The sequence below is a fragment of the Photobacterium kishitanii genome, from assembly GCF_003026355.1.
In the GTDB taxonomy this organism is placed as follows: Bacteria; Pseudomonadota; Gammaproteobacteria; order Enterobacterales; family Vibrionaceae; genus Photobacterium; species Photobacterium kishitanii.
The window spans coordinates 12,207-37,152 of record NZ_PYON01000002.1 but is presented as its reverse complement, the minus strand read 5'-3'; the positions used below and the strand labels follow the sequence as shown (position 1 = coordinate 37,152).

The 24,946-nt window shown below is 37.1% G+C and carries 22 protein-coding genes; 8 read left to right on the top strand and 14 right to left on the bottom strand.

Annotated features, from left to right (window positions below; genetic code table 11):
- Positions 1 to 240: 240 nt before the first annotated feature.
- Positions 241 to 2,184 carry a bifunctional diguanylate cyclase/phosphodiesterase gene (locus C0W29_RS02395; RefSeq protein ID WP_045045322.1) on the bottom strand — a complete coding sequence of 648 codons (1,944 nt, stop codon included), beginning with the start codon at positions 2,182 to 2,184 and terminating at the stop codon, positions 241 to 243.
- A gap of 274 nt (positions 2,185 to 2,458) precedes the next feature.
- Here C0W29_RS02395 and pdxH point away from each other — a divergent pair, with 274 nt between their 5' ends.
- Positions 2,459 to 3,097, top strand: coding sequence for a pyridoxamine 5'-phosphate oxidase (pdxH, locus tag C0W29_RS02390; protein WP_036791734.1), 639 nt, complete (start codon positions 2,459 to 2,461; stop codon positions 3,095 to 3,097).
- Between the two features lie 42 nt (positions 3,098 to 3,139).
- On the opposite strand, the gene C0W29_RS02385 is transcribed toward pdxH, so the two are convergent.
- Complete coding sequence (locus tag C0W29_RS02385; RefSeq protein WP_045042921.1) at positions 3,140 to 3,844, bottom strand: helix-turn-helix transcriptional regulator; 705 nt, start codon at positions 3,842 to 3,844, stop codon at positions 3,140 to 3,142.
- A gap of 404 nt (positions 3,845 to 4,248) precedes the next feature.
- A complete protein-coding gene (locus C0W29_RS02380) occupies positions 4,249 to 4,671 on the bottom strand; it encodes a YhbP family protein (RefSeq protein ID WP_045045321.1) in 423 nt (140 codons plus the stop codon).
- Positions 4,672 to 5,156: 485 nt separating this feature from the next.
- Between C0W29_RS02380 and C0W29_RS02375 the strand changes: the two genes are divergently transcribed.
- Positions 5,157 to 5,576 (top strand): hypothetical protein, encoded by a 420-nt coding sequence (locus tag C0W29_RS02375; protein ID WP_045042920.1) that lies wholly within the window; start codon positions 5,157 to 5,159, stop codon positions 5,574 to 5,576.
- Between the two features lie 112 nt (positions 5,577 to 5,688).
- Here C0W29_RS02375 and C0W29_RS02370 read toward each other — a convergent pair whose 3' ends face one another.
- From C0W29_RS02370 to C0W29_RS02355, 4 genes are all read right to left on the bottom strand, one after another.
- A complete protein-coding gene (locus tag C0W29_RS02370) occupies positions 5,689 to 5,949 on the bottom strand; it encodes a putative hemolysin (RefSeq protein WP_036791725.1) in 261 nt (86 codons plus the stop codon).
- A 395-nt stretch (positions 5,950 to 6,344) separates the two neighbouring features.
- Complete coding sequence (gene uxuA / locus C0W29_RS02365) at positions 6,345 to 7,529, bottom strand: mannonate dehydratase (RefSeq protein WP_045042919.1); 1,185 nt, start codon at positions 7,527 to 7,529, stop codon at positions 6,345 to 6,347.
- A gap of 145 nt (positions 7,530 to 7,674) precedes the next feature.
- The gene (locus tag C0W29_RS02360; protein ID WP_045045320.1) at positions 7,675 to 8,439 is read right to left on the bottom strand and encodes an FCD domain-containing protein; all 765 of its coding nucleotides are present in this window, start codon (positions 8,437 to 8,439) and stop codon (positions 7,675 to 7,677) included.
- 97 nt (positions 8,440 to 8,536) lie between these two features.
- Positions 8,537 to 9,520 (bottom strand): TRAP transporter substrate-binding protein, encoded by a 984-nt coding sequence (locus C0W29_RS02355; RefSeq protein WP_045042917.1) that lies wholly within the window; start codon positions 9,518 to 9,520, stop codon positions 8,537 to 8,539.
- A 299-nt stretch (positions 9,521 to 9,819) separates the two neighbouring features.
- Here C0W29_RS02355 and C0W29_RS02350 point away from each other — a divergent pair, with 299 nt between their 5' ends.
- Genes C0W29_RS02350 through C0W29_RS02325 form a run of 6 tightly spaced genes read left to right on the top strand, consistent with a single transcriptional unit; the run spans position 9,820 to position 16,258 of the window.
- Positions 9,820 to 10,332 (top strand): TRAP transporter small permease, encoded by a 513-nt coding sequence (locus C0W29_RS02350; protein ID WP_036791714.1) that lies wholly within the window; start codon positions 9,820 to 9,822, stop codon positions 10,330 to 10,332.
- 18 nt (positions 10,333 to 10,350) lie between these two features.
- Positions 10,351 to 11,652, top strand: a complete 1,302-nt coding sequence (locus C0W29_RS02345) for a TRAP transporter large permease (RefSeq protein WP_036791712.1) — start codon at positions 10,351 to 10,353, stop codon at positions 11,650 to 11,652.
- 55 nt (positions 11,653 to 11,707) lie between these two features.
- Complete coding sequence (locus tag C0W29_RS02340) at positions 11,708 to 13,171, top strand: fructuronate reductase (RefSeq protein ID WP_045045319.1); 1,464 nt, start codon at positions 11,708 to 11,710, stop codon at positions 13,169 to 13,171.
- Between the two features lie 50 nt (positions 13,172 to 13,221).
- Positions 13,222 to 14,646, top strand: coding sequence for a glucuronate isomerase (uxaC, locus tag C0W29_RS02335; RefSeq protein ID WP_045045318.1), 1,425 nt, complete (start codon positions 13,222 to 13,224; stop codon positions 14,644 to 14,646).
- Entirely contained in the window at positions 14,643 to 15,632 is a 990-nt protein-coding gene (locus C0W29_RS02330) for a sugar kinase (RefSeq protein ID WP_045045317.1), read from the top strand. The genes uxaC and C0W29_RS02330 overlap by 4 nt, the downstream gene beginning before the upstream one ends.
- A complete protein-coding gene (locus C0W29_RS02325; RefSeq protein WP_045045316.1) occupies positions 15,632 to 16,258 on the top strand; it encodes a bifunctional 4-hydroxy-2-oxoglutarate aldolase/2-dehydro-3-deoxy-phosphogluconate aldolase in 627 nt (208 codons plus the stop codon). Before C0W29_RS02330 ends, C0W29_RS02325 begins: the two co-directional genes overlap by 1 nt.
- Before the next feature lie 151 nt (positions 16,259 to 16,409).
- Here C0W29_RS02325 and C0W29_RS02320 read toward each other — a convergent pair whose 3' ends face one another.
- The 7 genes from C0W29_RS02320 to C0W29_RS02290 form a co-directional block, all read right to left on the bottom strand.
- Positions 16,410 to 17,570: an ROK family protein gene (locus tag C0W29_RS02320; RefSeq protein ID WP_045042913.1), complete on the bottom strand. Its 1,161-nt coding sequence runs from the start codon at positions 17,568 to 17,570 to the stop codon at positions 16,410 to 16,412.
- 314 nt (positions 17,571 to 17,884) lie between these two features.
- The gene (locus tag C0W29_RS02315) at positions 17,885 to 19,549 is read right to left on the bottom strand and encodes a family 20 glycosylhydrolase (RefSeq protein WP_045045315.1); all 1,665 of its coding nucleotides are present in this window, start codon (positions 19,547 to 19,549) and stop codon (positions 17,885 to 17,887) included.
- Between the two features lie 163 nt (positions 19,550 to 19,712).
- On the bottom strand, positions 19,713 to 20,465 hold the full coding sequence (locus tag C0W29_RS02310) for a sugar isomerase domain-containing protein (RefSeq protein ID WP_045045314.1): 753 nt from the start codon (positions 20,463 to 20,465) through the stop codon (positions 19,713 to 19,715).
- A gap of 6 nt (positions 20,466 to 20,471) precedes the next feature.
- Entirely contained in the window at positions 20,472 to 21,620 is a 1,149-nt protein-coding gene (locus C0W29_RS02305) for an N-acetylglucosamine-6-phosphate deacetylase (protein ID WP_045045313.1), read from the bottom strand.
- Positions 21,617 to 22,387 (bottom strand): glucosamine-6-phosphate deaminase, encoded by a 771-nt coding sequence (locus tag C0W29_RS02300; RefSeq protein ID WP_045045312.1) that lies wholly within the window; start codon positions 22,385 to 22,387, stop codon positions 21,617 to 21,619. The genes C0W29_RS02305 and C0W29_RS02300 overlap by 4 nt, the downstream gene beginning before the upstream one ends.
- Before the next feature lie 2 nt (positions 22,388 to 22,389).
- Positions 22,390 to 23,670 carry a hypothetical protein gene (locus C0W29_RS02295; protein WP_045045311.1) on the bottom strand — a complete coding sequence of 427 codons (1,281 nt, stop codon included), beginning with the start codon at positions 23,668 to 23,670 and terminating at the stop codon, positions 22,390 to 22,392.
- Entirely contained in the window at positions 23,667 to 24,944 is a 1,278-nt protein-coding gene (locus tag C0W29_RS02290; RefSeq protein ID WP_045045310.1) for an AGE family epimerase/isomerase, read from the bottom strand. Before C0W29_RS02290 ends, C0W29_RS02295 begins: the two co-directional genes overlap by 4 nt.
- Between the last annotated feature and the right edge of the window lie 2 nt (positions 24,945 to 24,946).

Here is a 24,946-nt window from a genome sequence, read left to right as displayed (position 1 = left end):
AAACACCTCAGCCAAACACCTCAGCCAAACACCTCAGCTGCAGCCAAGGATTTCTTTGAAGCAATAGTATGCATTCTATTGCCTATTATTTGTGTACAGTATGATTATTTACAGTGTAAATCTCAATTAGGGATAGCATGTTAGATATTGAATTTACACTGTAAAGCGGGAGGAATAAAAAAACTCTATTTACACTGTAAATAGAGTCTAAGGATGTTTTAAATTTACACTGTAAATATATTAAGCTGTCTGTCGCTGCTTATCTGTAATGAATCCCTGATAGCCGCCTACAAATAATTCAGAAAGTCTTTCTAATTGTGTTTCTGTCTCTACTCGAGTCGCTATAACTTTTATATTAAGGCTATGTGCCGTTCTACAGATAGATGATAGTACCGTTGATTTTGTCTGATCATTTAGTTGGTGAGTATAGACATAATCTATTTTAACGTAATTAGGTTGGAGTTCTTTTAAATAGGTCAATGATTGAAAATTGCGGCCATAGTTATCAATGCCAAATCCAAAATGATGTTTTCTAATGATTGAGCATAAAATACCAGTAGCATCTGTATGTCTGATACAACTTATCTCTTGAATTTCAAAAAATAGCCGAGTATTTAAGAGGGTGTTTTTTTGCAGTAAGTTATCTAACCAGCGGATAAAACTCGAATCATTGATACAACTGTTGGTGATATTTATTGCAAATGGTCCGCTAGTTCTATCTGCATTTAATTTATTAATAATCGCAACAATAACATGTCGATCAAACCAACTTCCTATTTTTAAATCTTCTATCGCACCTAAAAACATGCCCGCTGAATAGTAGTTGCTATTTTTCTTGATTGCGGTGAAAACTTCATAATGATAATTAGTGCCATTTGATAGAGTTGCAGGCTGATATTTATAGGTAAATAAGTCTTGGCTGATTGCTTCTTCAAGTAAAGATTTCCATTGTTGTTTACCGAGCGTTATTTGGGTATTAATATCTTTTATGATAAAAATAGCTTCTTGAGGCATTATCTTTGCTTGGGTTAATGCATTATCTAATTGAGTTAATATTTGGCTTGGTGTGCTTTTGTTTTCATTAAAGACTAAACCAATAGCTGCATTGTTATTTATCGTGGTAGTTGTTGCACTTAAATCATTAAAAATATTAATTAATGATTTACTACAAAGTTGTAGTTTTTCTATAGAAATGTTTGGAATAAGAATGGCAAATTCATCTTTAGAAAGACGAGCCAGTGTCGCATCATTAAAAGTAAGTACTTCATTTAATCGATCGGCTATTGTTTTTACTAATTCATCTCCCTGTTTAAACCCTTCATTTTGATAGCACTCATTAATTAAATCCGTTTGAATTAGCCCCAATCCTCCTTTGTAAGATTCATTTAGCCATGAACTAAGTTGGTGCATAAAGAAACTACGATTACCTAAACCTGATGTTGTGTCAAGATAGGCCTGTTGCCTTAGTTTCATTGCCTCATCAGCTTGATTTCTGAAATTTGTATCTAATTGATAACATATTTTATTAAATGCTCGAACAATAATTGCCAAATCTGATTCATTAGGTATTGAAAGAGGTGCTTGATTTAAATTGGCAATGGTTCGAGCTCGTGCCGTTAGGCGAGTTAATGCTGAAAGGTTTTTACGACAAATAAAATAAATGAGAAAAATTGATATGATGGTAATTAATATATTGATTGCCAATGTTTGATAACTTATTTGCCATAACTGTTGATAATTAAGTATCGGTTGTGCTGTGACGGTTAACTGGCCTAATGTTTTGTTTTTATATTCAATAATTCGCTGCTCTGTATGAGATGGGATTTTAAATATTTCTTGAAACCAACCAGGTGAATGTGTCGTTGGTATAACGTTATCTTGACGAATGAGTTGGTTAGAGTCAGCTGATGTCAGGTTTATCTGACTATAATTAGCATTTGAAAATAATTGGTTTGTGATAGCTAATAGTTCTTGCTCTTGGGTGTTTGACAGCATTGGAACATTTAGGTTTGTGAGCGCTTGAGGTAGTATAACTAAAGCTCGATTAATATCTGTCTGTGACGCTAGGATATGTTGATGTTTTAATGTTGAATAACTTGAATAAAGTTGTTGTGCAGTTGCTGCGCTAACAACAGCGCAAACTAACACAGTTAGACTAATAACTTGGCGTTTGAAAAGTGTCATAATTTGAGCACCAAAAAGGTTAACGGCAGCATTCAATGAGTAAAGAGCTGATTAATGAGATGCTGAATATGAAGATATCTGATTGATATAATTTATCAAAACTCTGAGATGTACAGTTGCCTGTTTCTCAACAAAAGTTGTTTTTCGATAAATGTGTCTATTTCTTTATGCAACAATTAGCTGCTTGCAGTAGGGAAGTACTCTTTATTCAGTCATTCATAAGAACTAGATATTAATAATTAATTATTGAGTATTTTGTAGTAGGAGAGAAAAGATGGATTTGACTGATATTCGACGAGAATATACCAAAGGTGGGTTGCGACGCGATGATTTACCTAAAGACCCTTTAGAATTATTTAATAAATGGCTACAGCAAGCAGTTGATGCTAATTTACCGGATCCGACAGCAATGACTGTGGCAACTGTAAATGCTGATGGTCAACCTTTCCAGCGCATTGTTTTGCTAAAAGATGTCAACGATGATGGCTTCATTTTTTACACTAATTTAAGTAGCCGCAAAGCGGAACAATTGCATATAAATAATAAAATAAGTCTACATTTTCCATGGCATATATTGGAGCGACAAGTACATGTTACTGGGCATGTTGAGCAATTGTCGACGCTCGAGGTAATGAAATATTTTTCAAGTAGACCGAAAGAAAGTCAAATTGCCGCTTGGGCGAGTAAACAGAGTTCTCGTCTTTCTGCTCGTCAGGCTCTTGAAGGCAAGTTTTTTGAATTAAAACAGAAATTTTCTGCTGGTGAAGTACCACTTCCAAGTTTCTGGGGGGGGTATAGAGTGAAGTTTGATTCGATTGAATTTTGGCAAGGTGGTAAACATCGTTTACATGATCGTTTTATTTATTTACGTAATGACGAAAATGATTGGGATATTGAGCGTTTAGCACCATAGCTAAATGAATGAGCAGAGTAATTATTACTCTGCTCATACCGGTTAGTATTCTTTTAAAATGATAGATTGTTGAGTTTTCAACATACTTTCTGGAATATGAGAACCAAAACCGGCATCAAGTGCTAATTCAATCAACTCACCTTTTGAATTAGCATTAAATTTTTCTCTTAACCTAACAACATAATTCTCAACAGTTTTGACTGCTAATTGTAGTGTTTTTGATATGTATTGTGGTTTTTTTCCATAAAGTAAGAGAAATAATACTTCGGATTCTCGAGTGTTAAGAAAAATATTTACATGTTTATTAAAGTTATTTCTTTCTTGTTGTCTTGTTGTATCACTACGACAGATCCAATGTCCTATCTCAAGTAAAGATGTATGCTTTAACTCTATACCTGAAAAGATGGTGCCAATAATTTTACTCTTATCATCTCTCCATGCTGTTTTTGTGAATAAATGTGCTCGCCAATAGCCATCAGCGTATGGATGAATATCAAGTATGCGTAAAGGCTTTTCAGATGTCATTACTTGTAAATCTTGTTGCTGAAAGAGATGTGCATATTCAGCGCTTAAATGTGGTATATCAAAATCAGTTAAACCAATACAGTCCCGAGGGTTATTAAAGCCTATGATCCTCGCATATTCCTCATTAACATAAACAAAAACTGAATTTATATCTTTACAACCCCAACACCCAGGTAATTGGTTTAATATCTCGAATGAGGGGGGATTTCCATTATTGTTCATTTTTTATGGGCTTTATATCTTTTATTAATTATTAATTATTATTCTTGCCAATTGTAATGAGTTTATTACAGTGGGTAAATATGTATAGTATGTAATGCTCGCTCTATAAGCAAAAAATATTTAATAAAAAAAAGCCGATCATATAGATCGGCAAAAACAAGACGTGACTCCTGAGAGTATAATCCTGTACGACGTGTAGAAGAGGTAACCAATAATAGTTGTTATTTGAACAACATTTATTGATTTTATCCTTAACAGATAATTATTAATATTTACCTGTATTAGGTTAAATATTAACGGTGCAACTATATCTAAGCTTCTGGCAACAAAAAAGGGGGGAAATCACCTGTTGACATTTTACTTATGTATTGTTAAGTGTTCTTTTCTGCCTACTATTTTATGCATTATTGGCGCCAAAAAAGCTTTTTCCCAAACCCTAAGCTGTTGTCTGTCATTTTTAACATTGTTAGTTTTATTTCCCAAATTGGTGCTGAAATAAACTTGGCTTCAGGAAACTTATTGTAATAAATGGTATTTGCTATCTCGGCATCTTTATTTGTAAGTTCCTCAATCTTACCTTTAAATTGAATACCTTTAATATCAATTATATTTTTAGGCTGAGGTGAAATTGTACCTGCAATATTTTTATTCATTATCATTAGTTGAGTATGATGGCTATCTTTATTTGTCATAATAAATAAAGACATTTTTTTTTGATCAAAATAATAATAACAACTAGCACACCATAAATCTGAATTAGCGCTAGTACATAATGTTAGTAAGTGATTATTTTCTAAAAAATCACATATGTGTTTGGTTTCATTCAAGATATATCTCTAATCAGTTATTAAATTGTTTGATTAGCATAAAGAATTTATTTCGATTTAATAGTAGTAATAAAAAATTAATTATTATTTAAACTAATCGATGTTTAATAACTAATGGCATAGCGTAGAGATTAAATATAAAACCAGTATGGAACAATGATCAAGGATGAGCGCTTGAATCGATAGGTAATTGAGACAACATTAGTGTAATACTTTGTTTATTAAGGATTTATTATTTATAGCGTAGATTGGTGAATGGTTATTTATTAGCTCAATAAGCTTTTTTGAATGATTTAATAACCGATTAATCATTATACTAGTAATTGATCTTACATTAACCGTAAAAAAATATGACTTGATCATCGTTCCGTTGTTGAAGGTGTATCCCTATTTCTTAAAAATAAGACAATGAGTAATTAATGAAACAATAAAATCATAAGTAATAAAATTATTATTTACGAAGCAGTATTGATAGAGGCTAGGTTATGTTAGTTTTTATACGTAAGTTTTTATTTTTTATTTCAATTATATCAATAAGTTATTGTTCATACTCATCTGGTATTACCTTCACCGAGACAGTGAAAAATGTTACACAAGGTGGTGAAGTATCAACATTGATCGAAGCAAGACCTGGGGATGTGATTGAATATAATATTGATGTACTAAATAGCTCTGAAAGTGTTATTTCAAATATTCATATATCTACTTCTGTTCCTCAGTTTACAGCATTAGCAACAATAATAACTTGTGATGATCATCATTTGCCATCTGCATTACGCTGCCAAGTTATTACGTCTGATGGTATAAATCAGTTAGGTTATCAGGGGACGATTGCTTGGCAGTTATTTGGAAAACTTGACGTTGGCAGTAGAGCGAGAGTAAGTTATCAAGTCATTATTAAATAACATTTTTATTTTATTGATGTTGAAAATTAGTCCTAGAATAGGAAACGGGTATACAAAGAAAGGGGGAGGATCCTCGTATACCCGTTATGTATTTTAGCTGATATGATTAGTATCAGTAAACGATAGGCGCGTTATTTTCTTTAGTGCATGTTCCACGTTTAAATGCCCATGCATCACATTGGCTACCGTTATCAAATTCACAGACGCCGGCTTGGCTACCATCTTTATTGGTGGTGATTTTGTGGGTACCACCGTGTTGTACACAATAATCAGCGGCAGGATTTGACATATTTGCCGTACCAGGTACTGGTAGCGTTTTACATCCAGTCATAATTGCTGCAGCACTTAAGGCTATCAGTAAGATCTTTTTCATTTATCTTCCTCTTGCGATTAAAATGGTATGTAGACGCTAAGTGCATCCCTATTGATAAACACTTTAATGTTAATATTTGTCAACATTTGTGTTCATTATGGATGTTTTAATGCTTATTAATGTCAACTTTATGCAAATAAATTTTAATTTTCAAGACGTCAATAAAGAGCAATGAGCTATTACATTGTTTTTAAAGTATTTATTTTTTAGGGATGGTTTTTAATATAAATTTAGTTGCGTTTTATTTGTAGAAAATAAAAGTCATCACACGTGACTTAGAATGAATGCAGTGCATTTAAATCCTAGTCTATTTATGACTATTGTTATGGCAAATTACGGAATATTTTTTATATAAAAAAGCGTGCTCAGAGGAGCACGCGATTAATTGAAAGATATTAATGATTAAAAAATGTGCGTTTTAGTGCCATTTCTAAGCCACGAACTTCAGCAAGACCTTTTAGACGTCCAATTGCCGAATAACCGGGATTAGTTTTCTTTTTTAAATCATCAAGCATTTGATGTCCATGATCAGGACGCATTGGAATTAGGCGGTTATCTCCTAATTCTTTACGTCGATGCTCTTCTTCTAAAATAGCCATAACGACATTATACATATCGACATCGCCTTCAAGATGAGCTGCTTCATGGAAACTCATTGGGTTATTTTCACGCTGTGTTGAGCGGAGGTGAGTAAAATAAATACGATCGCCATGTTGTTTGATCATGTTGACTAAATCATTATCACCTCGAACACCGTAAGATCCTGTACACATAGTGATCCCGTTCATTTGGCTTGGTACTTCTTGTGTCAACCAATCGATATCTTCGATTGTTGAGACGATACGCGGTAAGCCAAGAATCGGTCGTGGTGGATCGTCTGGGTGCACTGCCATCTTAATACCATTTGTTTCGCATACTGGCATTAATTCGGTTAAAAAGTATTTCATATGCTGGCGTAATTTATTCTTATTGATGCCTGCATAACGATCAAGTTGAGCTTGAAACGCGGCTAATGTATAACCTTCTTCCGCACCAGGAAGGCCTGCAATTATATTACGTGTTAACTGATCAATTTCAGTTACTGACATATTTTCAAAATACGCTAATGCTTGAGCTTGTTCTTCTACGTTATAATCATTGATAGCGTCAGGACGTTTTAATATATGAAGCTCAAAAGCAGCAAATGCAATTTGATCAAATCGTAGTGCTTTAGATCCATCTGGCATTTCAAATTCAAGATCTGTTCGTGTCCAATCTAATATTGGCATAAAGTTATAACATACTGTATCTATGCCACATTCAGCTAAATTACGTAGTGTTTGTTTATAATTGTCAATCCAGTGCTGAAAGTTTCCTGTTTGGGTTTTTATTTCCTCATGGACAGGTACACTTTCGACAACAGACCATGTAAGTCCTTTGTTTTCAATTAGTTGCTTTCGTTTTAATATTTCATCTTTAGTCCAAATTTCACCATTTGGAATATGATGGAGTGCGTTAACAATACCTGTTGCGCCTGCTTGTTTTATATCATCAAGAGAGACAAGGTCATTAGGACCATACCAACGCCACGTTTGTTCCATTATAATTACCTTTTAGCAGATATACTTAACCTATTCGATATCATTCGAATTAAGTTATATATGGGGTAAATAAAAATTAATTAATTTAATTACTTTAAATAAAGGCTAATAGATGATTAGCCTTAAATATGTAAACTAATAATAGTTAATTATCTATTCCTAATGAAACGACTGGATTTGAATTAAATAAATAGCCGTCAAAATTAGGATCATCAATATCAGAAAGCGATAATAATCGCAGTTTCACATTTTCAAGGTGTTGCCACATTGCATTTTTTGCCTCAACGGAGTCTTTGCGTTGCATGGCTGCTAAAATACGTGAATGGTCTTCTAACCATTCTTCGCGATAGTCTAAGTCAATGATGCGCGCATGTAATTTTTGCCACATTGGACTTTGCTCACGACGCGCCCAAGATTGTTTTAGCATATCGACTAACACAGAGTTTTGAGTTGCTTCAGCAATACAGATATGAAATAACTCATCGCCAGTACATTCTTTGGTGCCATTAATAAACTCATTACGCTCTAATGTTAATGCCGCCCGCATTTTTACAATATCGCCAGGCGTTACTTGAGTTGCTGCAAATTCAGCAATATTGCTTTCTAGTAGCTGTCTGGCTTGTAGCATCTCAAAAGGACCTACATCGTCACTAATAACATTTTCACGGCTATTTGGTTGGTTGGGGATATTAATGATATAGACACCCGATCCTTTTTTTACTTCAACCAAATTTTCAAGTTCTAACATAATAAGCGCTTCACGAACGACTGTACGACTGACATTGAGCCGTTCAGCAATATCGCGTTCGGGTGGTAACCTGTCACCCACTTTATATGAGTTTTCAATTAGCTCTTGTCTAAGTACTAATCCTAATTCTTGATAAGGCCGTTTAGGTTCAAAAGGGATCATGATGATATTACCGCTATATTAAATTGCACTTAGTACTATCATAATAACCAAATAAAATTGGTCAACCTCTTTGTGATTAGCTTAATTCGATGTTTTATTATTGAACGGCTTGAATTCTTTTAATTATTTGGTCGAGTGCTGGATTCTTTTGCTCAATATCGTTATACATTGGTTGTACAGCTTCAACAAAAGCGGTTTTATTGACTGAAATAAATTTCACACCTAATTGTTCAGCTTTTGCTCGTTCTTTTGCTTCTGATTCAGCCCAAAGATCTTTCATCAGCTGCATTGAACTTAAGGCTGCTTGTTTAAGCGCTTTTTGATGTTCTTCAGAGAGAGAATCATATGCTTTGGTTGAAATGACCAGTACGTCAGGAACCATAGTATGTTCATCTAAACTAAAATATTTAGAAACTTCACTGTGACGGCTTAAACTAAAAGAAGGAATATTATTCTCAGCAGCATCAACAACACCTTGTTGTAGTGCGGTATAGAGCTCACCATATGCTAATGGGGTAGGGTTACCACCTAATGCATTAATCATGTTGATAGCTGATGGGCTTGGCTGTACACGTACTTTAATACCCTTCAGGTCTGCAGGTGTCTTTATTGGTTTATTTGTATAAAAACTACGAGCACCTGCATCATAATATGTCATGCCAATGAATCCGCTGTTACGGGATGAGGCAAGAATTTCTTCTCCGATAGTGCCTTCTTGCACTTTATAAAAATGACCTTTATCACGGAATAGGTAAGGGATATTAAATGCAGAGTAAGCGGGTGAAAATGCCTCTAGTTCTGCGGCATTTGATTTAACCATATCCAGCGCACCATTTTGCATTAACTCCATTGATTCCCGCTGGTTACCCAATTGAGCATCAGGGTAAATACGGATGCGTACCTCACCATCTGTCAATTTTCGCACTTCTTTTGCCATATGATCCATCGCTTTATGCACTGCATGATCGCGAGGGTTGTTATGACTTAACTTTAACGTAGTTGATGCATAAGAAGAAGCCGATACACCAAAAGTTAAAGCCGTACCAATAATTGCAGTTAGCAAGTTTTTACGCGTCATCATTTCTTATATCTCCGTGAAATTGGTCATCCATTGTATGGAGTAGACGTGAATACAGCGTCATATTGGTGCGTAATCAGGGTGCAGTCAAAGATAAAAAGCAAATTGATTGACCGGAATCACAATAAAACACCTTAATTGGTTGACCAATGATAACTGTGAAGTTGCTCACGTGACTATTCACGGCTGTTAAATATACTAATGCGCATTATCAATATGATGAATCCAAATATCGTAGCGACCAAATGTCATTGGTTGACCAGGTAGGGTTTGACATGCCACCTCATCTTAAGGAACGACAAATGAGAAAATTGGTTGATTATATAAATCGAGGGTTAGCCACGTTTACCGTGTCTCTCTCAATTTTTCTTGTGTTTTGTGTTATCTGGCAAGTCCTTTCTCGTTACGTCATAGGTAAACCAAGTACGATCACCGATGAGCTTGCTCGATATTTGTTTATGTGGGTGGCTCTGATTGGTGCTGCTTACACGACAGGTCAAAAACGACATCTTGCGATTGATTTATTAACAATGAGATTGACTGGAAAACGTAAGATTATTAATGAAATTATTATTCAGTTAGCCATCGCAGCTTTTGCTTTTATCGTATTAATTTATGGTGGTACCAACCTCGCGTTGAAAACCTTATCAACCGGCCAATTAACTCCCGCACTTGGGTTACAAATGGGATACATCTATTTTTGTTTACCGATTAGTGGCGCATTAATGATGTTTTATTCCACTGTTTTCACGATAGAAAAAGTACAACAGTTAACTTCAGATAATTTGATCACATCAGAAACTCAACAACACTAATTTAAAAGGATTTCTACAATGGAATGGCAGCTCATTTTCGCGTTATTTGGTAGTTTTGCAGTTCTCCTTACTTTAGGAATCCCTGTTTCTTTTGCTATCGGTTTATCATCACTTATCACCATAATGATGAGTTTACCTTTAGAACCGGCCATTGCCGTTGTAGCGCAGAGAATGGCGGCAGGATTAGATAATTTCGCTCTATTAGCTATTCCGTTCTTTATTTTGGCAGGTAATATCATGAATCAAGGTGGTATTGCGATTCGATTGATTAATTTTGCCAAAGTGCTCGTTGGTCGATTACCGGGATCTCTGGCACATGTAAATATCATTGCTAATATGATGTTTGGCTCGATTTCTGGTTCTGCTGTTGCATCTGCAGCAGCTGTGGGTGGAACGATGGCACCTTTACAAAAGAAAGAAGGCTATGATGAACAATTTTCTGCAGCAGTAAATATTACCTCTTGTCCGACAGGGCTTCTTATTCCTCCGAGTAATACTCTTATTGTATTTTCCCTGGTATCTGGCGGAACATCTGTCGCAGCACTTTTTTTAGCGGGCTATATTCCAGGTCTTATTATGGGGGTTAGCTTGATGGTTGTGGCTGGCTTTATTGCCAAGAAGCGCGGTTATCCTATCGCGCCACGTCCTAGTACTGCAGAGGTGGTTGATACTTCAATCAAAGCCATACCTTCACTATTATTAATTGCGATTATTATGGGGGGGATCATTGGCGGTATCTTTACGGCAACTGAAGCATCAGCAATTGCTGTTGTGTATACATTAATATTAGCGGTCGGATTTTATCGAGAAGTTAAGGTTAAAGAGTTACCCGCTATTATTCTTGAATCAGCGATCACTACATCCATTGTTTTGCTTCTTGTTGGTGCTTCTATGGGGATGTCTTGGGCCATGGCAAGTGCTGATATTCCATATATGATCGCTGATGCGTTATTAGCTATTTCTGATAACCCATTGATGATACTGCTTATTATTAATGTGATTTTACTTATTGTTGGCATCTTTATGGATATGACGCCGGCGGTACTGATTTTTACTCCTATTTTCTTACCAATAGTTTTAGATCTTGGTGTTGATCCTGTGCACTTCGGCATAATGATGACCTTCAATCTTGCAATTGGTATTTGTACCCCTCCTGTAGGTAGCGCTTTATTTATAGGTTGCTCTGTCGCAAAAGTATCGATTGATAAAGTTATTAAGCCATTACTGCCCTTTTATGCTGCACTCACCATTGCACTTATGGCTGTAACATTTATCCCTGAACTAAGTCTATTTCTACCACGCCTTGTACTTGGCTATTAATCTCTATTAACAACTATCCCGTCAGTGTGAATTTACGAGATAAAGGACTGCATAAATGAATACTATTTCAAATACTCCATTACATGATCATGTTATTTGCTCAACCTATAATCGTAGTGCCTTACAAAGCCGTATTATTCACCTCGGTTTTGGTGCTTTCCATCGTGCTCATCAAGCTCTATTTACCGATGAAATGCTTGAAAAAACGGGCTGTGACTGGGGAATTTGTGAGATTAATCTATTTGGTGGTGAAGATCTTATTCATCAGTTACGTGCACAAGATCATCTCTATACCGTTATTGAAAAAGGTGCACACAGTACCGATGTGAAATTAATTCGTTCAGTTAATGAGTCACTACATCCGATGTTGGATGGTAAATCTGCTGTACTTGAAAAAATGGCAGAACAACAAGTTGCGATTGTGTCTATGACCATAACTGAAAAAGGCTATTGTGCTGATCCGGCGACGGGTCGATTAGATAAAAACAATAGCTTGATTCAAGCTGATCTTGAAAATCCTTGTCAGCCAACTTCTGCGATTGGATATATTGTTGAAGCGTTACGCATACGACGTGACCGAAATCTTAAACCATTTACGGTAATGTCATGCGATAACGTTCAAGAAAATGGTCATGTTGCACGAGCAGCTGTACTTGATTTTGCATATTTAGTTGATCAAGATCTAGCGGATTGGATTGCGACTAATGTTACTTTCCCTTGTACCATGGTCGATCGCATTGTTCCCGCTGCGACAGTTGAAACTCTGGAAGAAATTGCACAGTTAGTTGGTATTGAAGATCCTTGTGGTATTGCTTGTGAACCTTTCCGCCAATGGGTCATTGAAGATAATTTTGTTAATGGTCGTCCACAGTGGAATGTTGCTGGCGCTGAATTTGTTGCTGATGTTGTTCCATTTGAGGAAATGAAACTACGGATGCTAAATGGAAGTCATTCATTTCTAGCGTATCTTGGTTATCTTGGTGGTTATGCTCATATTTCGGATACGATGACTAACGACAGTTATCGTAAAGCGGCATTCGATATGATGATGCAAGCACAGGCACCGACACTGACCATGCCTGAAGGTACAGATTTACAAGCATATGCTTCGTTATTAATTGAACGTTTTACTAACCCAAGTTTAAAGCATCAGACATGGCAGATTGCCATGGATGGCAGCCAAAAGATACCTCAACGAATGGGGGGATCATTACGTCATCACTTAGAACAACATACTGATTATAAATGGTTAGCAATGGGTATTGCTGGCTGGATGCGTTATGTCGCTGCTGTCGATGAGCAGAGTAATCCGATAGATGTGCGAGATCCTATGGTTGCGCAATTTAACGCTATTTATGCTGAACATGGTATCCAGCCTTCGGTCGTGACAGCTTTATTATCTATTGAGGCTATTTTCGGTACCGATTTAATTCAAAATCAAAGCTTTGTTAATACGTTAACTGAAGCATATCAATTAATCATCACTCAAGGCGCTCGCGCTGCGGTTGCCTCTCTTTAAGATAATAATAAGCTGGGCTGTTATGCCCAGCATATTGCATGGAGCAAAACATGAAAACGTTTCTTGGTGATGATTTTTTACTTTCTAATGATGTAGCACGTCAGTTATATCATGACTACGCCAAAGATATGCCTATTTACGACTACCATTGTCACCTAAATCCACAGGAAATCGCTCACAACCGTCAGTTTAAAAACCTTGGCCAAATTTGGCTTGAAGGTGATCACTATAAATGGCGTGGTATGCGGGCAGCAGGTATACCTGAGGCGTTAATTACTGGAAAAGAAAGCTCTGATTTTGAAAAATATATGGCATGGGCTAAAACTGTGCCGCAAACATTAGGTAATCCACTTTATCATTGGACGCATTTAGAGCTTCGTCGTCCTTTTGGTATTACTGGTACATTATTTAGTCCCGATACTGCGGAAGGTATTTGGCATCAATGTAATGAAATGTTGGCGACACCAGAATTTTCTGCTCGTGGAATAATGAAAGGCATGAATGTTGTTATGGCAGGCACAACAGATGATCCTATCCATTCACTTGAATATCATAAAATGATTGCACAAGATGATAGTTTTGATGTTGATGTAACGCCAAGCTGGCGCCCAGATCGTGCTTTTAAAATTGAACTTGACGGTTTTGCTGAGTATATGCAGCAACTTGGTGAAGTCGCTGATATTAATATTCATCGTTTTAGTGACTTATTAAGTGCATTAGATCTGCGGCTTGATCATTTTGCTGAACATAATTGTCGTGCTGCTGATCATGGTATTGAGGTCGTTCGTTATAGTAAGACACCTTCAGAGCGTGTTTTAGATGCAATCCTTAGTCGTCGATTAAACGGCGAAACCTTAACTGATAATGAAATTGATCAGTTTAGTACCGCCGTTCAAGTGTGGCTTGGTCGACAATATGCTAAGCGAGGTTGGGTTATGCAATTACATATTGGTGCCCAACGTAATAATAATACTCGTATGTTCCAGCTTCTTGGTGCTGATTGCGGTTTTGATTCAATTGGAGATCGCCCATTTGCTTCTCAATTAGCTGCATTGCTTGATGATATGGATATTACTAATGAGCTACCAAAAACCATCCTTTATTGTCTAAATCCCCGTGATAACGAGATGTTGGCAACAATGATTGGTAACTTCCAAGGTAGTGGGATTGCTGGAAAAATTCAATTTGGATCTGGATGGTGGTTTAACGATCAAAAAGATGGAATGCAGCGTCAGATTGAACAATTGTCACAATTGGCATTATTAAGTCAATTTGTCGGTATGCTCACGGATTCTCGTAGCTTTTTATCCTATACGCGCCATGAATATTTCCGCCGAATCCTATGTAACACTATTGGTAATTGGGTAATGAATGGCGAAGTTCCTAATGATATCAATATGCTAAGTAAGCTTGTTCAAGATATCTGTTACCACAATGCCAAAGAATACTTTCAGCCATCAGGAGTACGTAAATGAAGCGTATTGCACTGATTGGCGAATGTATGATTGAACTGAATGGTTCATCATTTGGTGCCATGCAACAAACCTATGGCGGTGATTCTCTTAATACTGCGGTGTATCTTGCTCGTATTGCAGGGCAATCGGTGGCCATTGATTATATTTCAGCATTGGGATGTGATGCGATCAGTGACGGTATGATCATGCGTTGGCAACAAGAGGGAATAAATACGACGACTGTGCTGCGTGATAAGCATCGGCAGCCTGGTTTGTATTTGATTCAACTTGATGAATTTGGTGAGCGTACTTTTTTATATTGGCGTGATCAATCCGCAGCTCGTTATATGCTTCGCCACTCTGAGTTTGAAAGGATAGTTAAACATCTTGATGGTGTTGATATGGTGTATTTGAGTGGTATCAGTCTTGCTATTTTACCCCCTGATGATCGCCAACAACTCATTGATTTGCTTACTCGCTTAAGTAAAAAAGGTGTCAGTATTATTTTTGATTCCAATTATCGACCTGCACTTTGGGAAGATAGTGAGACTACTCGTCATTGTTACCACCAACTATTTGCTATTACTGATTTAGCTTTAGTGACCAATGACGACGAAGCCGCATTATGGGGAGATACTTCTGAAGAAGAAACACTGCTTCGGCTTAAGCAAACAGGGGTAAAACAAGCGGTTGTGAAAATGGGGCCGAAAGGGAATTATTATGAGAATTTCATGATGGATATACGAACTTTTGTTGCGGCAACCGTTGTGAAAAATGTGGTTGATACAACTTCTGCTGGCGATTCATTTAATGCTGGATTTATTGCAGGGGTTATTCGTGGACTGTCTCCTGTTAAATGTTCTGAATTAGGGCATCAACTTGCAGGTATTGTTATTCAACATAAAGGCGCCATCATTCCAGCCTCTGAAACTGCAGAAATTAATTGTAATAACGATCAAACGACGACTAACATTTTTAATCAATACATCAACAAGGAAATTGTGTAATGACGACGACAGCCCAACAGCTTGCTGCTATTAAAGTTATTCCTGTAATTGCAATTGATCGCGCTGAAGATATTATCCCTTTGGGTAAGGCTCTTTTTGATAATGGTTTACCGGCCGCTGAAATTACTTTCCGTTCAGATGCCGCTGTTGATGCGATTCGTTTATTACGTGAAGCGCAACCTGAGATGCTTATTGGTGCAGGAACTATTTTAAATATTGAGCAAGCGATTGCAGCTAAAGAAGCAGGGGCGACGTTTGTCGTATCTCCTGGGTTTAATCCTAAGACAGTAAAAGCATGCCAAGAGATTGGAATCGATATTATTCCAGGTGTTAATAATCCAAGTGCGGTAGAAGCGGCAATTGAAATGGGGATCACCACCCTTAAATTTTTCCCTGCCGAAGCATCGGGCGGTATCAATATGGTGAAGTCTTTACTGGGTCCCTATGGCCAAATTCAATTTATGCCTACTGGTGGTATTACATCGAAGAATATTAAACAGTATTTAGCGATAGATAGAGTACTTGCTTGTGGTGGTACGTGGATGGTTGATAAGTCGATGATTAATGAAGGTCGTTGGGATGAAATAGGTCGTCTTGCACGTGAAGCGGCAGATTTAGTCAGCTAAGGATTTATGTTTAAAATAAAAGACTTCCTCAGGGAAGTCTTTATGTTATTTATCACTTTAACATCAAACGGTTCGTCGTTTTTCAGCATACTAGTTAATTCTATCCTGTCCTGTCTTTCTCAATTAAATAACGCTATGTAATATGTATTTGTTAGCAAGGCTCTTTTGAGATTGTTTCATTAACATATTGGCTAAAAAAGGGCACTATCGAGCCTTGCAGTTCATTTTTTACAGAGTTTGTATTGACGAGTAACTGAATGTCAGACGAATAATAACTTGGTAGTTGCGCAAAAAATTGTTGGCTCAATAAGTTGAAGACTTGCTCATTTTGAACAAATGGTCCTGTCAGTATGATGGTATCAGGGAATAAGGTGAGATAGGTATTTACTAACGCACGCGTAAATGTCTGAGTGGCCGTTTCCAAGCATGGTAATGACGATAGTGATTGTTTAATCACTTGTTCAGCACATTGTTTCTCATTGCCAATTAGACAACCAAGGCAATGACTCAATTCGTTGCGTAAAGCAGCAAGAGAAACAGCTTGTTCTAAGGTGTTACCATTCGAATCGATAATCGTTTGACCCAATTCACTGAATAATCCTTTTTCTCTAAAGCGAGTCATTCTTTGAGAATCATAATTTGCGGCACCAATTCCTTCTCCCCAGTGTATGTATAGGGTATTTCTTGATTGCAGTTGGCTATTTTCTAAAACAAAGGCATTGAGCTCAGACTGAAGATTTTTAACAAGATTAATTTTATAGTTAATAGTAGATGCAAGCGATTTAAACGAAATATTAGTCGCATTGGGCCAACGATTAGAATACTTCCAAACCTGATTTTCGCGATCGATAATACCTGGTAGCGATAAAGTAATGCCACAAATTGTCATCGCAGGTGTCGCAGATTCGATGGCTTTAATGACTAAAGATTCGACGGCTAAGACTAATTCTTCTTTGGTTGCCTCTCGATTATCAACTTCAATATTAGTTGTAAAAAGAACCTCTCCAGCGAGGTTTACCAATGATGAAATAATGGTCAATGAGTCTACATATACAAAAACGGCATTAAATGCTTGTAAATTGGGAATTAAACATACTTCAGGGCGACCTGGGCCTGATACCTGAGCTTTTGTATCTTCTTTTACCATATTAAGAGAGATTAGGTCGGAAATAAGTTGGGTTACGGTTGCAGGACGAAGGCCATTTGTTTCGACTAAGCCTTTACGAGTAATCATTTCATCGCTTTGGTAGCCACTAATAATTTGCTCAAATAAAAGAATCTTTCTTTCTAGAGATAAACTTTTTGGTTTCATAATTGTTTTTAATTATCGTTGAGCCTCTAACTACCTTTATCATATCGAGTCACTTCTAAATGCACAAATTATTTATTAGCTTTGATTTTATAGACAACTAACTTTATATATTAAAATAGTTTTTTCAGTCGTGGCTATTTATTTTAGCTAAATATATGACTAGATTTTTATCTTGGTTATAAATATTAATACTATTTATTGAAGCTAAATAAAGTCGATATGATGAACACTAGAAAAACAGATATTGCTTAATTCGCAATATCTGTTTAAACAATAGTAGTCAATTTTGTCAATTTAAAAACGGTTATTGATAATCAACGTTGATTTGATAGTCGCTGTAATAATACTTCAATTTTATGGTTGCGGTATTCATTGAGGGTTTCAATTTCTGATGCATATAGCGCACCATCAAATGAAGCATAAAAACGCTGATTGAGTTGCTCGGCTTTAACCAATAATGTGGTTAACATTGCGATAGCTGCTGGTTTATCTTTACGGGTAAATTCCTGAGATTGAACCCAGCCTTGAATTGTTCGATAATTTAACCAAAACTCACGTAAATCAAGTTGTAGCGTATAATGTGAAAATTCCGCTTTGTTATATTTAGGCTCTATATTTTTAAGCTGTGCTTGTAATTCTCTTATTTTTTCTAGACTTAGCTCTGCCAGACGACGATCTTCTTCAGAGAGTCCTTTTTCACCTGATAATTTAACCGATCCTATTACTACTTTGTTATTCATCACTTCAGCACTCAGAATATTCCAAAGAGCATTCGCTTTTGCTGCGGTTATACCAAATCGATTCTTAGCATAACTACGGGCATAGCCTTTAACTTTAATCGGTTCATTTTGTTGTAGTGCGTCAATAAAAGCACTGGTTGTCATTCTAAATGCATCATTAGGGTATGAATGTGGATAGACCTGACGAATAGGGTAGATTTCAATTGTTTCAACTTCACCACTGAACCAATTATAACCATACTCACCGGATGTAGACCAAGACGTTAACACCATGCCGGTATAACCCGCTTTTTTAGCTTCAGGGATAAAGTCTGCCATATTTTTAAGGTGTTTTTCCCACGAATTACTATGATAATCATCGGGGCCTGAGCGGATAGAAGGTGCTCCCCAAAACTCAAGGCCATATTGCTTGATTAAATCTCGTGGGTCAGAGCCAAAGCGATCAAAATCCCAGCCATAATTCCAATCAATATAAATGACATTTTTGGGCATATCTTTAATAGCGTCTGGATGCTTAAGAATCATATCAGCCCAGATCAGTGGGGTTTTCCCTCGTTCCGTTACAATTTCCGCTATCATTTTCATGTAGTCGACATAGATTTTAGATTTACCGGCTTCTTCACCGAGATCCCCCCATGCGATTTGGCAATTTGCACAATCGAGTAAGCGTGTTTCATCTCCACCGATGTGAACATATTGAGAATTATGCGTGGAGAACATATCGTCAAAAAGTTCTTCAAACAGATCTCTGGCTGCATCTAATCGTGTTGGGTCAACTTGTGATAGTTGTCTCGCGTCGGCTCTTAAATAAGCATAACGTTCATGCATTAAAATATATTCAGCATGACCAAAGTTTTGTTGTAGCGGGATAACATCAAGTCCCAGATCTTCGCTATATTCAATAAACTCTTTTACTTCTTTTCGAGTATAAGCATAACGATTAGATATAATGTTGTGCTTTTTATATGGGTATGTTGCTTCCCATTCCATTATTATTGTATTAAACCCTAAAGATGATATTTCTTTTACCATTGCTTTTAGCGCTGTAATTGGCATAACTTGTACGCGAAAATCGACATGATATGCAATTACAGGTTGTTTGTTTTTATTTTCACTATTATTTGTCTCTGCATGAAGTACTTGTGAAACAAGTAATAATAGAGTGCTTAATAAATAAAACCGGCTACGTTTACCCCAGCTATACAATAAGAGACTTAGTTTACTAATGCTATTTGTCATCGGTATTCTCCTTGCAAAAGATTTATTTTTAATAAAAATGTTTTTATCGTTATTTTTAGGTCATGTCTTTCGGCAAGACCTTGCTAGCGGTTAATGGTGAATTAACCGAGATTGGTTTGTTTTTAAGTTGCAGCGCGCTAGAAGAAGCGCGCTAGCTGATGCATTACAATAAGCGGATTCTGTCTTTAAAGCGGGCAATGAATTGCTGGTTCCATTCATCGCCACCAATAACGTTACCGCTCTTCCAAATTGGAGGTTCGATTCCTTGTTGAGCGAGTAAGTTAACGGTTTTAATGACGAGTGCGTTAAGGATAAACGAATTAGCGAATGTTGATATTGCTGCGACTTTTTGAGTGATACCTTCTATTTGAACAACGGCATCACCGACTTGAACTTTGCAATCAAGGACGAGATCAACAACGTCACACAGGTTTTGCTTACTTGGGTGACGTGCCGGGTGCTCAGCCGAGGTCTGCTGAGCATGCTCTATTGATGTGATGGCAATAACCGTGACGCCTTTCTTTTTTGCTTCAAGTGCGATGTCTAGAACCGCAGCATTGATACCATAGGCATTAATTAATAGTAGAACATCACCACATTGCATTGGATTGTTTTGAACGACGATTTTTCCATAATCAGCCAGTCGTTCAATTGCCATCGAACGTAAGGCACCATTGGTTAATAACGTCCCTTCATCAATGATGGGATTAATATGCATTAATCCGCCAGCACGAAAGAAAATCTCTTGGGTTGCTAGGTTTGAATGGCCACCTGATGCTGCAACATGGATCACTTTATCTTGGGCTATTTGTGAAGCAATGAGCTTTGCTGCTTCTAAGATATTTTGATACTCAGAATCATGAATACAGTTCAAATGTTGGGTAATTTGATGTAAGTAATCTTTAGATAAACTCATGGTTTGTTAAGCAGTATAAACTGCTTCTCCTGCAAGAATGGTTTGTAAGACCGACAGTCCGTTGTCGTTTTTATTCAACATAACGATATCCGCACGTTGACCTACTTCTAGAGAGCCTCTGTTTTTTAGTCCCATGAAACTTGATGGACTATAACTGGCTTTATTCCAAGCACTGTTTGCGCTCAGTAAGTCGGAATTAATGAGGTAATTTATACAATCAAGAACGGATTTAGCAGAACCTGCAAGTAACTCCGGATTACTGGCTAGATGTAATTTTCCTTGCTCTGTCAGTATGACATCACCGCCAATATGGGTTTGATAACGGCCTGGTTTCATTCCGCCAAATGCAGTGGTATCGCTGGTCAAAATCACTTGATCTTGCTTGGCTTTTAAAATGACTTTGATTACCGCTGGAGGGAGATGAAAGCCATCTGCGATAATCGCCGTCCACAATTGGTCTTCTGCGAGCTGCTGCCAAATGTAGTTGTGATGACGATGGATCTGTAAATCACAACCATTACCAAGGTGAGTTGACATGGTTGCACCAAGTTGTGTGGCTTGTTGAATTTGGTCTGGAGTTGCAGCAGAGTGGCCAATTGATACTTTAATGCCCATCGCAACACAGTATTCAATGGTTTCTTGCAAACCATCTTCCCATTCAGGCGATAGCGTCAGAATACTTAGCTGACCTTCAGATGCGTCATACCATTTTTTAACAAGGCTAACATTAGGTGCTTGAACATAGTCGCGATTATGTGCCCCTCGAGGTCCATCATTCGGTGAGATAAATGGCCCTTCTAGATGGAAACCAAGTAAGGTTTGTGCAAGTTGAGCATCATTACGTTTGAACTGTTGGAAATCACTAAATAGCTGACAAATATTATCGTCACTGTTAGTGATAATTGTCGGGTAATAGCCAGTTACCCCAAAGCTCAGCATCTGCTCTGTCGCGTGGGTGATGCCTGATTTTGTCAATGGTAATGTATTAAAATCAACCCCTGCAAAGCCGTTGACCTGAAGATCAATCAAGCCTGGTGCTATGTAGGGTAGGCTAGTTGTATCAGTAGTAGCGATAGGTTCTACCTGAGAGATAATACCCGCTTCGGTATAGATTCGGATTGGCTGCTCGGCCAAGGTTTTTCCTGTAATGATCATAGCAAGTCTGCTCCTGATTCATTATCAAGAAATAATGCGGCACTCTGGTGTTTTCTTAAGATTGATGCCGGGAGATCTTCGCTAATATCGCCATTGATCATTGCGGTTATTGCTTCACGTTTGGTTGCAGCCGGCACGATACAAACCATATGTTTAGCGTTGACTAAGGTTGGAATTGTCAGCGTTAGCGCGTATTGCGGTACATTGTCTAGGGCTGCGAAGCAACCGTCATTAACTTGTTGTTGACGACATTGAGTATCAAGCTGAACTTTTTTGACAATGGCTTTGTCATTAAAATCAGCAACCCATGGATCATTAAAGGCAATATGACCATTTTCACCGACTCCTAAGCAAACAAGATCAATCGGGGCTTGTTGTAATAAAGCGGCGTAGCGCTGACATTCTTGCACGCTATCTTGTGCATCAATATTAATAAAGTGTGCCGCAGAGGGTTTGACTTCATCAAGTAATGAATTTTTAATGAAGTGGCTAAATGCTTGCTCAGCCCCCGTTGGTAAACCAATGTATTCATCCATATGAAAGGCTGTGACTTTTGACCAGTCAATCTTAGTTGAAGCCTTTAAATGGGCCAGAAACTCATTTTGAGAAGGCGCTGATGCAAAAATAATACGCACACTATCTTGCTCATTTTGAAGTTTAATCAATAGCTGCTCGGTATAGTTTGCCGCTGCTTTACCCATAGCCTGTCTTGTTGAATAAACTTGGTAAGATAATTGATCTTTTTTATTATTAAGTAATTTAGTCATGATTAGTTCTCGTCAATAATTTGATTTAATGCTTGTTTTAAACAGCTTTCAACGTGTTGAGTAAATGTCGCGGGTAAATAAAAATAATAAGATGATAAGTCGGGTTCATAACCACCTTGTATAATTTGATCTTGTGTTGGAATATAACCAATCATGCCGTTGCAATATCCAACCCCAAGGATGGATGAATCAATGTTTTTAGTTATATAGTGTTGGTAATGATTTACAACTTCTGCGTTAATCATTATGAATTTTAAAATGTTATTAATATTTAAGAAGCAAAGTTTTATTTGTTGTTGTGAATTATTACTTTTTATAGCATCTTTATTTAATAATCCTTGCTGATGAACAGCCCATTCAAAATGAATATTATCTTGAGCTTGTGATTTTTTATATTCTTCAAGCTCGAACCAGTTTTGTGGTTTATTTAAAGGTAAAGAAACCATCCTCTCTGAATAAACGACAACTGATTCTTCTTTTATCTTAATCGATGTTTTTATTGCCTTCAGGTAGCGAGAGGCGAGTGAAGTACCTATGCGAATGATCTCATCAAAATGGGCCCTATAAAATTGATTATCTCGGCAAAGGTTCGGCCGAATGTCGCCACAGAACCCCTGTAAGAACAAGCAAACAGAATTGGCATATGTCGCTTCTACTTGATGACAAACCACTCCTGGATATTCACCTGAGAGGATGTTGTCTGCGGAGACAGTTGGGTGGCAATGATTATGGATAAGGATTGCCTTTGTCGTTCCATCCTTTCTAATAAATTGGAATATATGCGCGCTCTTATCAATTTCTACATTACTATTAGGTGCCATTTCTATCTTCCCTTTAGTATTGATAACACGACGATATATTGCGATATCACAGCTAGTGATGGCTTTATTAACCGTAACTATTTCTTGGTTCAAAAGTGCTTGCTTAATTGCTGTAATTACTTTGTTGGCAACATCTTCACAATATGTCGCACTAAATTCTCCAAGTCTTGGAGAGTGGTTATTTGCAGACTGCATGCTCGAATGACTGTGTGTTGCTGACAGCTGTAGATTAAGCTTTTTTAGTTCTTTGTAAGTTGCAATTTTATCTCGAATTAAAGCATCGAGATAATCGCCAATGAAAAGTAGTTCGAGACTTATCAATGCAATTTTTTGTTCAAATACTAAGCAACGGCAAAAAATGGGCATTCCAACTTTTTCGTAATGACCTCTACGAAAATCAAAGCCGGCCAGTTTCATTGGCATTGAAGGTGTAATATCAACCTTACTCATTCCAATAATCATGAGTTTTCCTCTTTTATTCCAATAAGTTGCACGATTAATTGCAAATTACGCATGATATGAAACGGGTCTTTGACGGGCAGTGCAATCACTTTGTTAAGCGGTTGACCGAAGCGATTTCTTATTTGTGTCCATTCACCAAATTCATCGTTGGGAAAGGTTGCTAATACATAAGCTTCAGTTTGCTGATACATAGATAATAGGGTTTTATCACCGCTTAATTGGTAAGTAAGTAGCAGCGTATACAATGCTTCAGAATGCACCCACCAAATTTTAGTGTCCCAAGTATCGAGAACCAGATTTTCGTAGCGGTCGTTACCTAATAAACTCCCACTAGGTTTGCTCCCAAGGCGAGAAGTGTAACGGAATAGGCCAGCATGCTCTTTGTCCCAGCCTATTGCCCACATTTGCTTAGTAATAGTGATAATCCTAGGCAGGTAGGACTCTAATGTTCCAAGTAACTGTGCGGCTTGTATACAAAACCACATATTCTCAAGTGTATGCCCAGGTGTTACATGGCTTGCCAATAAAGTGTGTTGATTCATTTTGCTAGTGCGCATTTCAAATGGCATTAATGACTTTGGATGATGAAAGTCTGAAAAGATGCGATTTAAGCTATGTGTACATGCAAATTTTAAATGCGTTAATGAACTATGATTGTATTTAATGGCATAGCGTAATAATTCGTTAGTGATACCAAGTACGATCATTTCAAATGCATAAGGTTCAAAGCCTTCAGCTGCTGGGTAAGGTTCACTTTTAACTGAACCGCTTTTTAATCTATTTTTAATCGTGTCATAAAGTGACAATGCTTTTTCAAAATAATAATGCTCACCACTGACATAAGCATATTCACAGAATCCCATCACAACAAAGCAATCAGCGTAGAATGAAAGATCATAACTCTCACCATTCATGCGTTCTTTTTTGTTACCGTTTTCAGTTAAGACAAAACAGCAATTACCGTTTTCTAGTAACGCGTTTTTATCTAAAAAATCAGCAGTAAGCTTGGCTTGGTCAATATAACTTTTAGCATCACCATCAAGATAACCCTGTTCAATAAGGTATGCCTGACGACTCCAGTTCCATAAGAAACGTCCTTGTGACCATATGTATTTATCATGGCTTAAAAGCGCAGAACCATCATTACTAAAGCAGGTGTATACCCCACCATTTTCTGTATCAATCGCAGCATTCCAGAACGGTAAGATATTATTGACTAACTCATTACGCCAAATGGCTTCAATGTTGTTTAAGGGATTCTGTGTCAATGTCATTA

Bases quoted from the DNA above. Each gene is read 5' to 3' on its own strand.
- C0W29_RS02395 (WP_045045322.1), bottom strand. From the start codon at position 2,184: ATGACACTTTTCAAACGCCAAGTTATTAGTCTAACTGTGTTAGTTTGC.
- pdxH (WP_036791734.1), top strand. From the start codon at position 2,459: ATGGATTTGACTGATATTCGACGAGAATATACCAAAGGTGGGTTGCGA.
- C0W29_RS02385 (WP_045042921.1), bottom strand. From the start codon at position 3,844: ATGAACAATAATGGAAATCCCCCCTCATTCGAGATATTAAACCAATTA.
- C0W29_RS02375 (WP_045042920.1), top strand. From the start codon at position 5,157: ATGTTAGTTTTTATACGTAAGTTTTTATTTTTTATTTCAATTATATCA.
- C0W29_RS02370 (WP_036791725.1), bottom strand. From the start codon at position 5,949: ATGAAAAAGATCTTACTGATAGCCTTAAGTGCTGCAGCAATTATGACT.
- uxuA (WP_045042919.1), bottom strand. From the start codon at position 7,529: ATGGAACAAACGTGGCGTTGGTATGGTCCTAATGACCTTGTCTCTCTT.
- C0W29_RS02360 (WP_045045320.1), bottom strand. From the start codon at position 8,439: ATGATCCCTTTTGAACCTAAACGGCCTTATCAAGAATTAGGATTAGTA.
- C0W29_RS02355 (WP_045042917.1), bottom strand. From the start codon at position 9,520: ATGATGACGCGTAAAAACTTGCTAACTGCAATTATTGGTACGGCTTTA.
- C0W29_RS02350 (WP_036791714.1), top strand. From the start codon at position 9,820: ATGAGAAAATTGGTTGATTATATAAATCGAGGGTTAGCCACGTTTACC.
- C0W29_RS02345 (WP_036791712.1), top strand. From the start codon at position 10,351: ATGGAATGGCAGCTCATTTTCGCGTTATTTGGTAGTTTTGCAGTTCTC.
- C0W29_RS02340 (WP_045045319.1), top strand. From the start codon at position 11,708: ATGAATACTATTTCAAATACTCCATTACATGATCATGTTATTTGCTCA.
- uxaC (WP_045045318.1), top strand. From the start codon at position 13,222: ATGAAAACGTTTCTTGGTGATGATTTTTTACTTTCTAATGATGTAGCA.
- C0W29_RS02330 (WP_045045317.1), top strand. From the start codon at position 14,643: ATGAAGCGTATTGCACTGATTGGCGAATGTATGATTGAACTGAATGGT.
- C0W29_RS02325 (WP_045045316.1), top strand. From the start codon at position 15,632: ATGACGACGACAGCCCAACAGCTTGCTGCTATTAAAGTTATTCCTGTA.
- C0W29_RS02320 (WP_045042913.1), bottom strand. From the start codon at position 17,570: ATGAAACCAAAAAGTTTATCTCTAGAAAGAAAGATTCTTTTATTTGAG.
- C0W29_RS02315 (WP_045045315.1), bottom strand. From the start codon at position 19,549: ATGACAAATAGCATTAGTAAACTAAGTCTCTTATTGTATAGCTGGGGT.
- C0W29_RS02310 (WP_045045314.1), bottom strand. From the start codon at position 20,465: ATGAGTTTATCTAAAGATTACTTACATCAAATTACCCAACATTTGAAC.
- C0W29_RS02305 (WP_045045313.1), bottom strand. From the start codon at position 21,620: ATGATCATTACAGGAAAAACCTTGGCCGAGCAGCCAATCCGAATCTAT.
- C0W29_RS02300 (WP_045045312.1), bottom strand. From the start codon at position 22,387: ATGACTAAATTACTTAATAATAAAAAAGATCAATTATCTTACCAAGTT.
- C0W29_RS02295 (WP_045045311.1), bottom strand. From the start codon at position 23,670: ATGATTATTGGAATGAGTAAGGTTGATATTACACCTTCAATGCCAATG.
- C0W29_RS02290 (WP_045045310.1), bottom strand. From the start codon at position 24,944: ATGACATTGACACAGAATCCCTTAAACAACATTGAAGCCATTTGGCGT.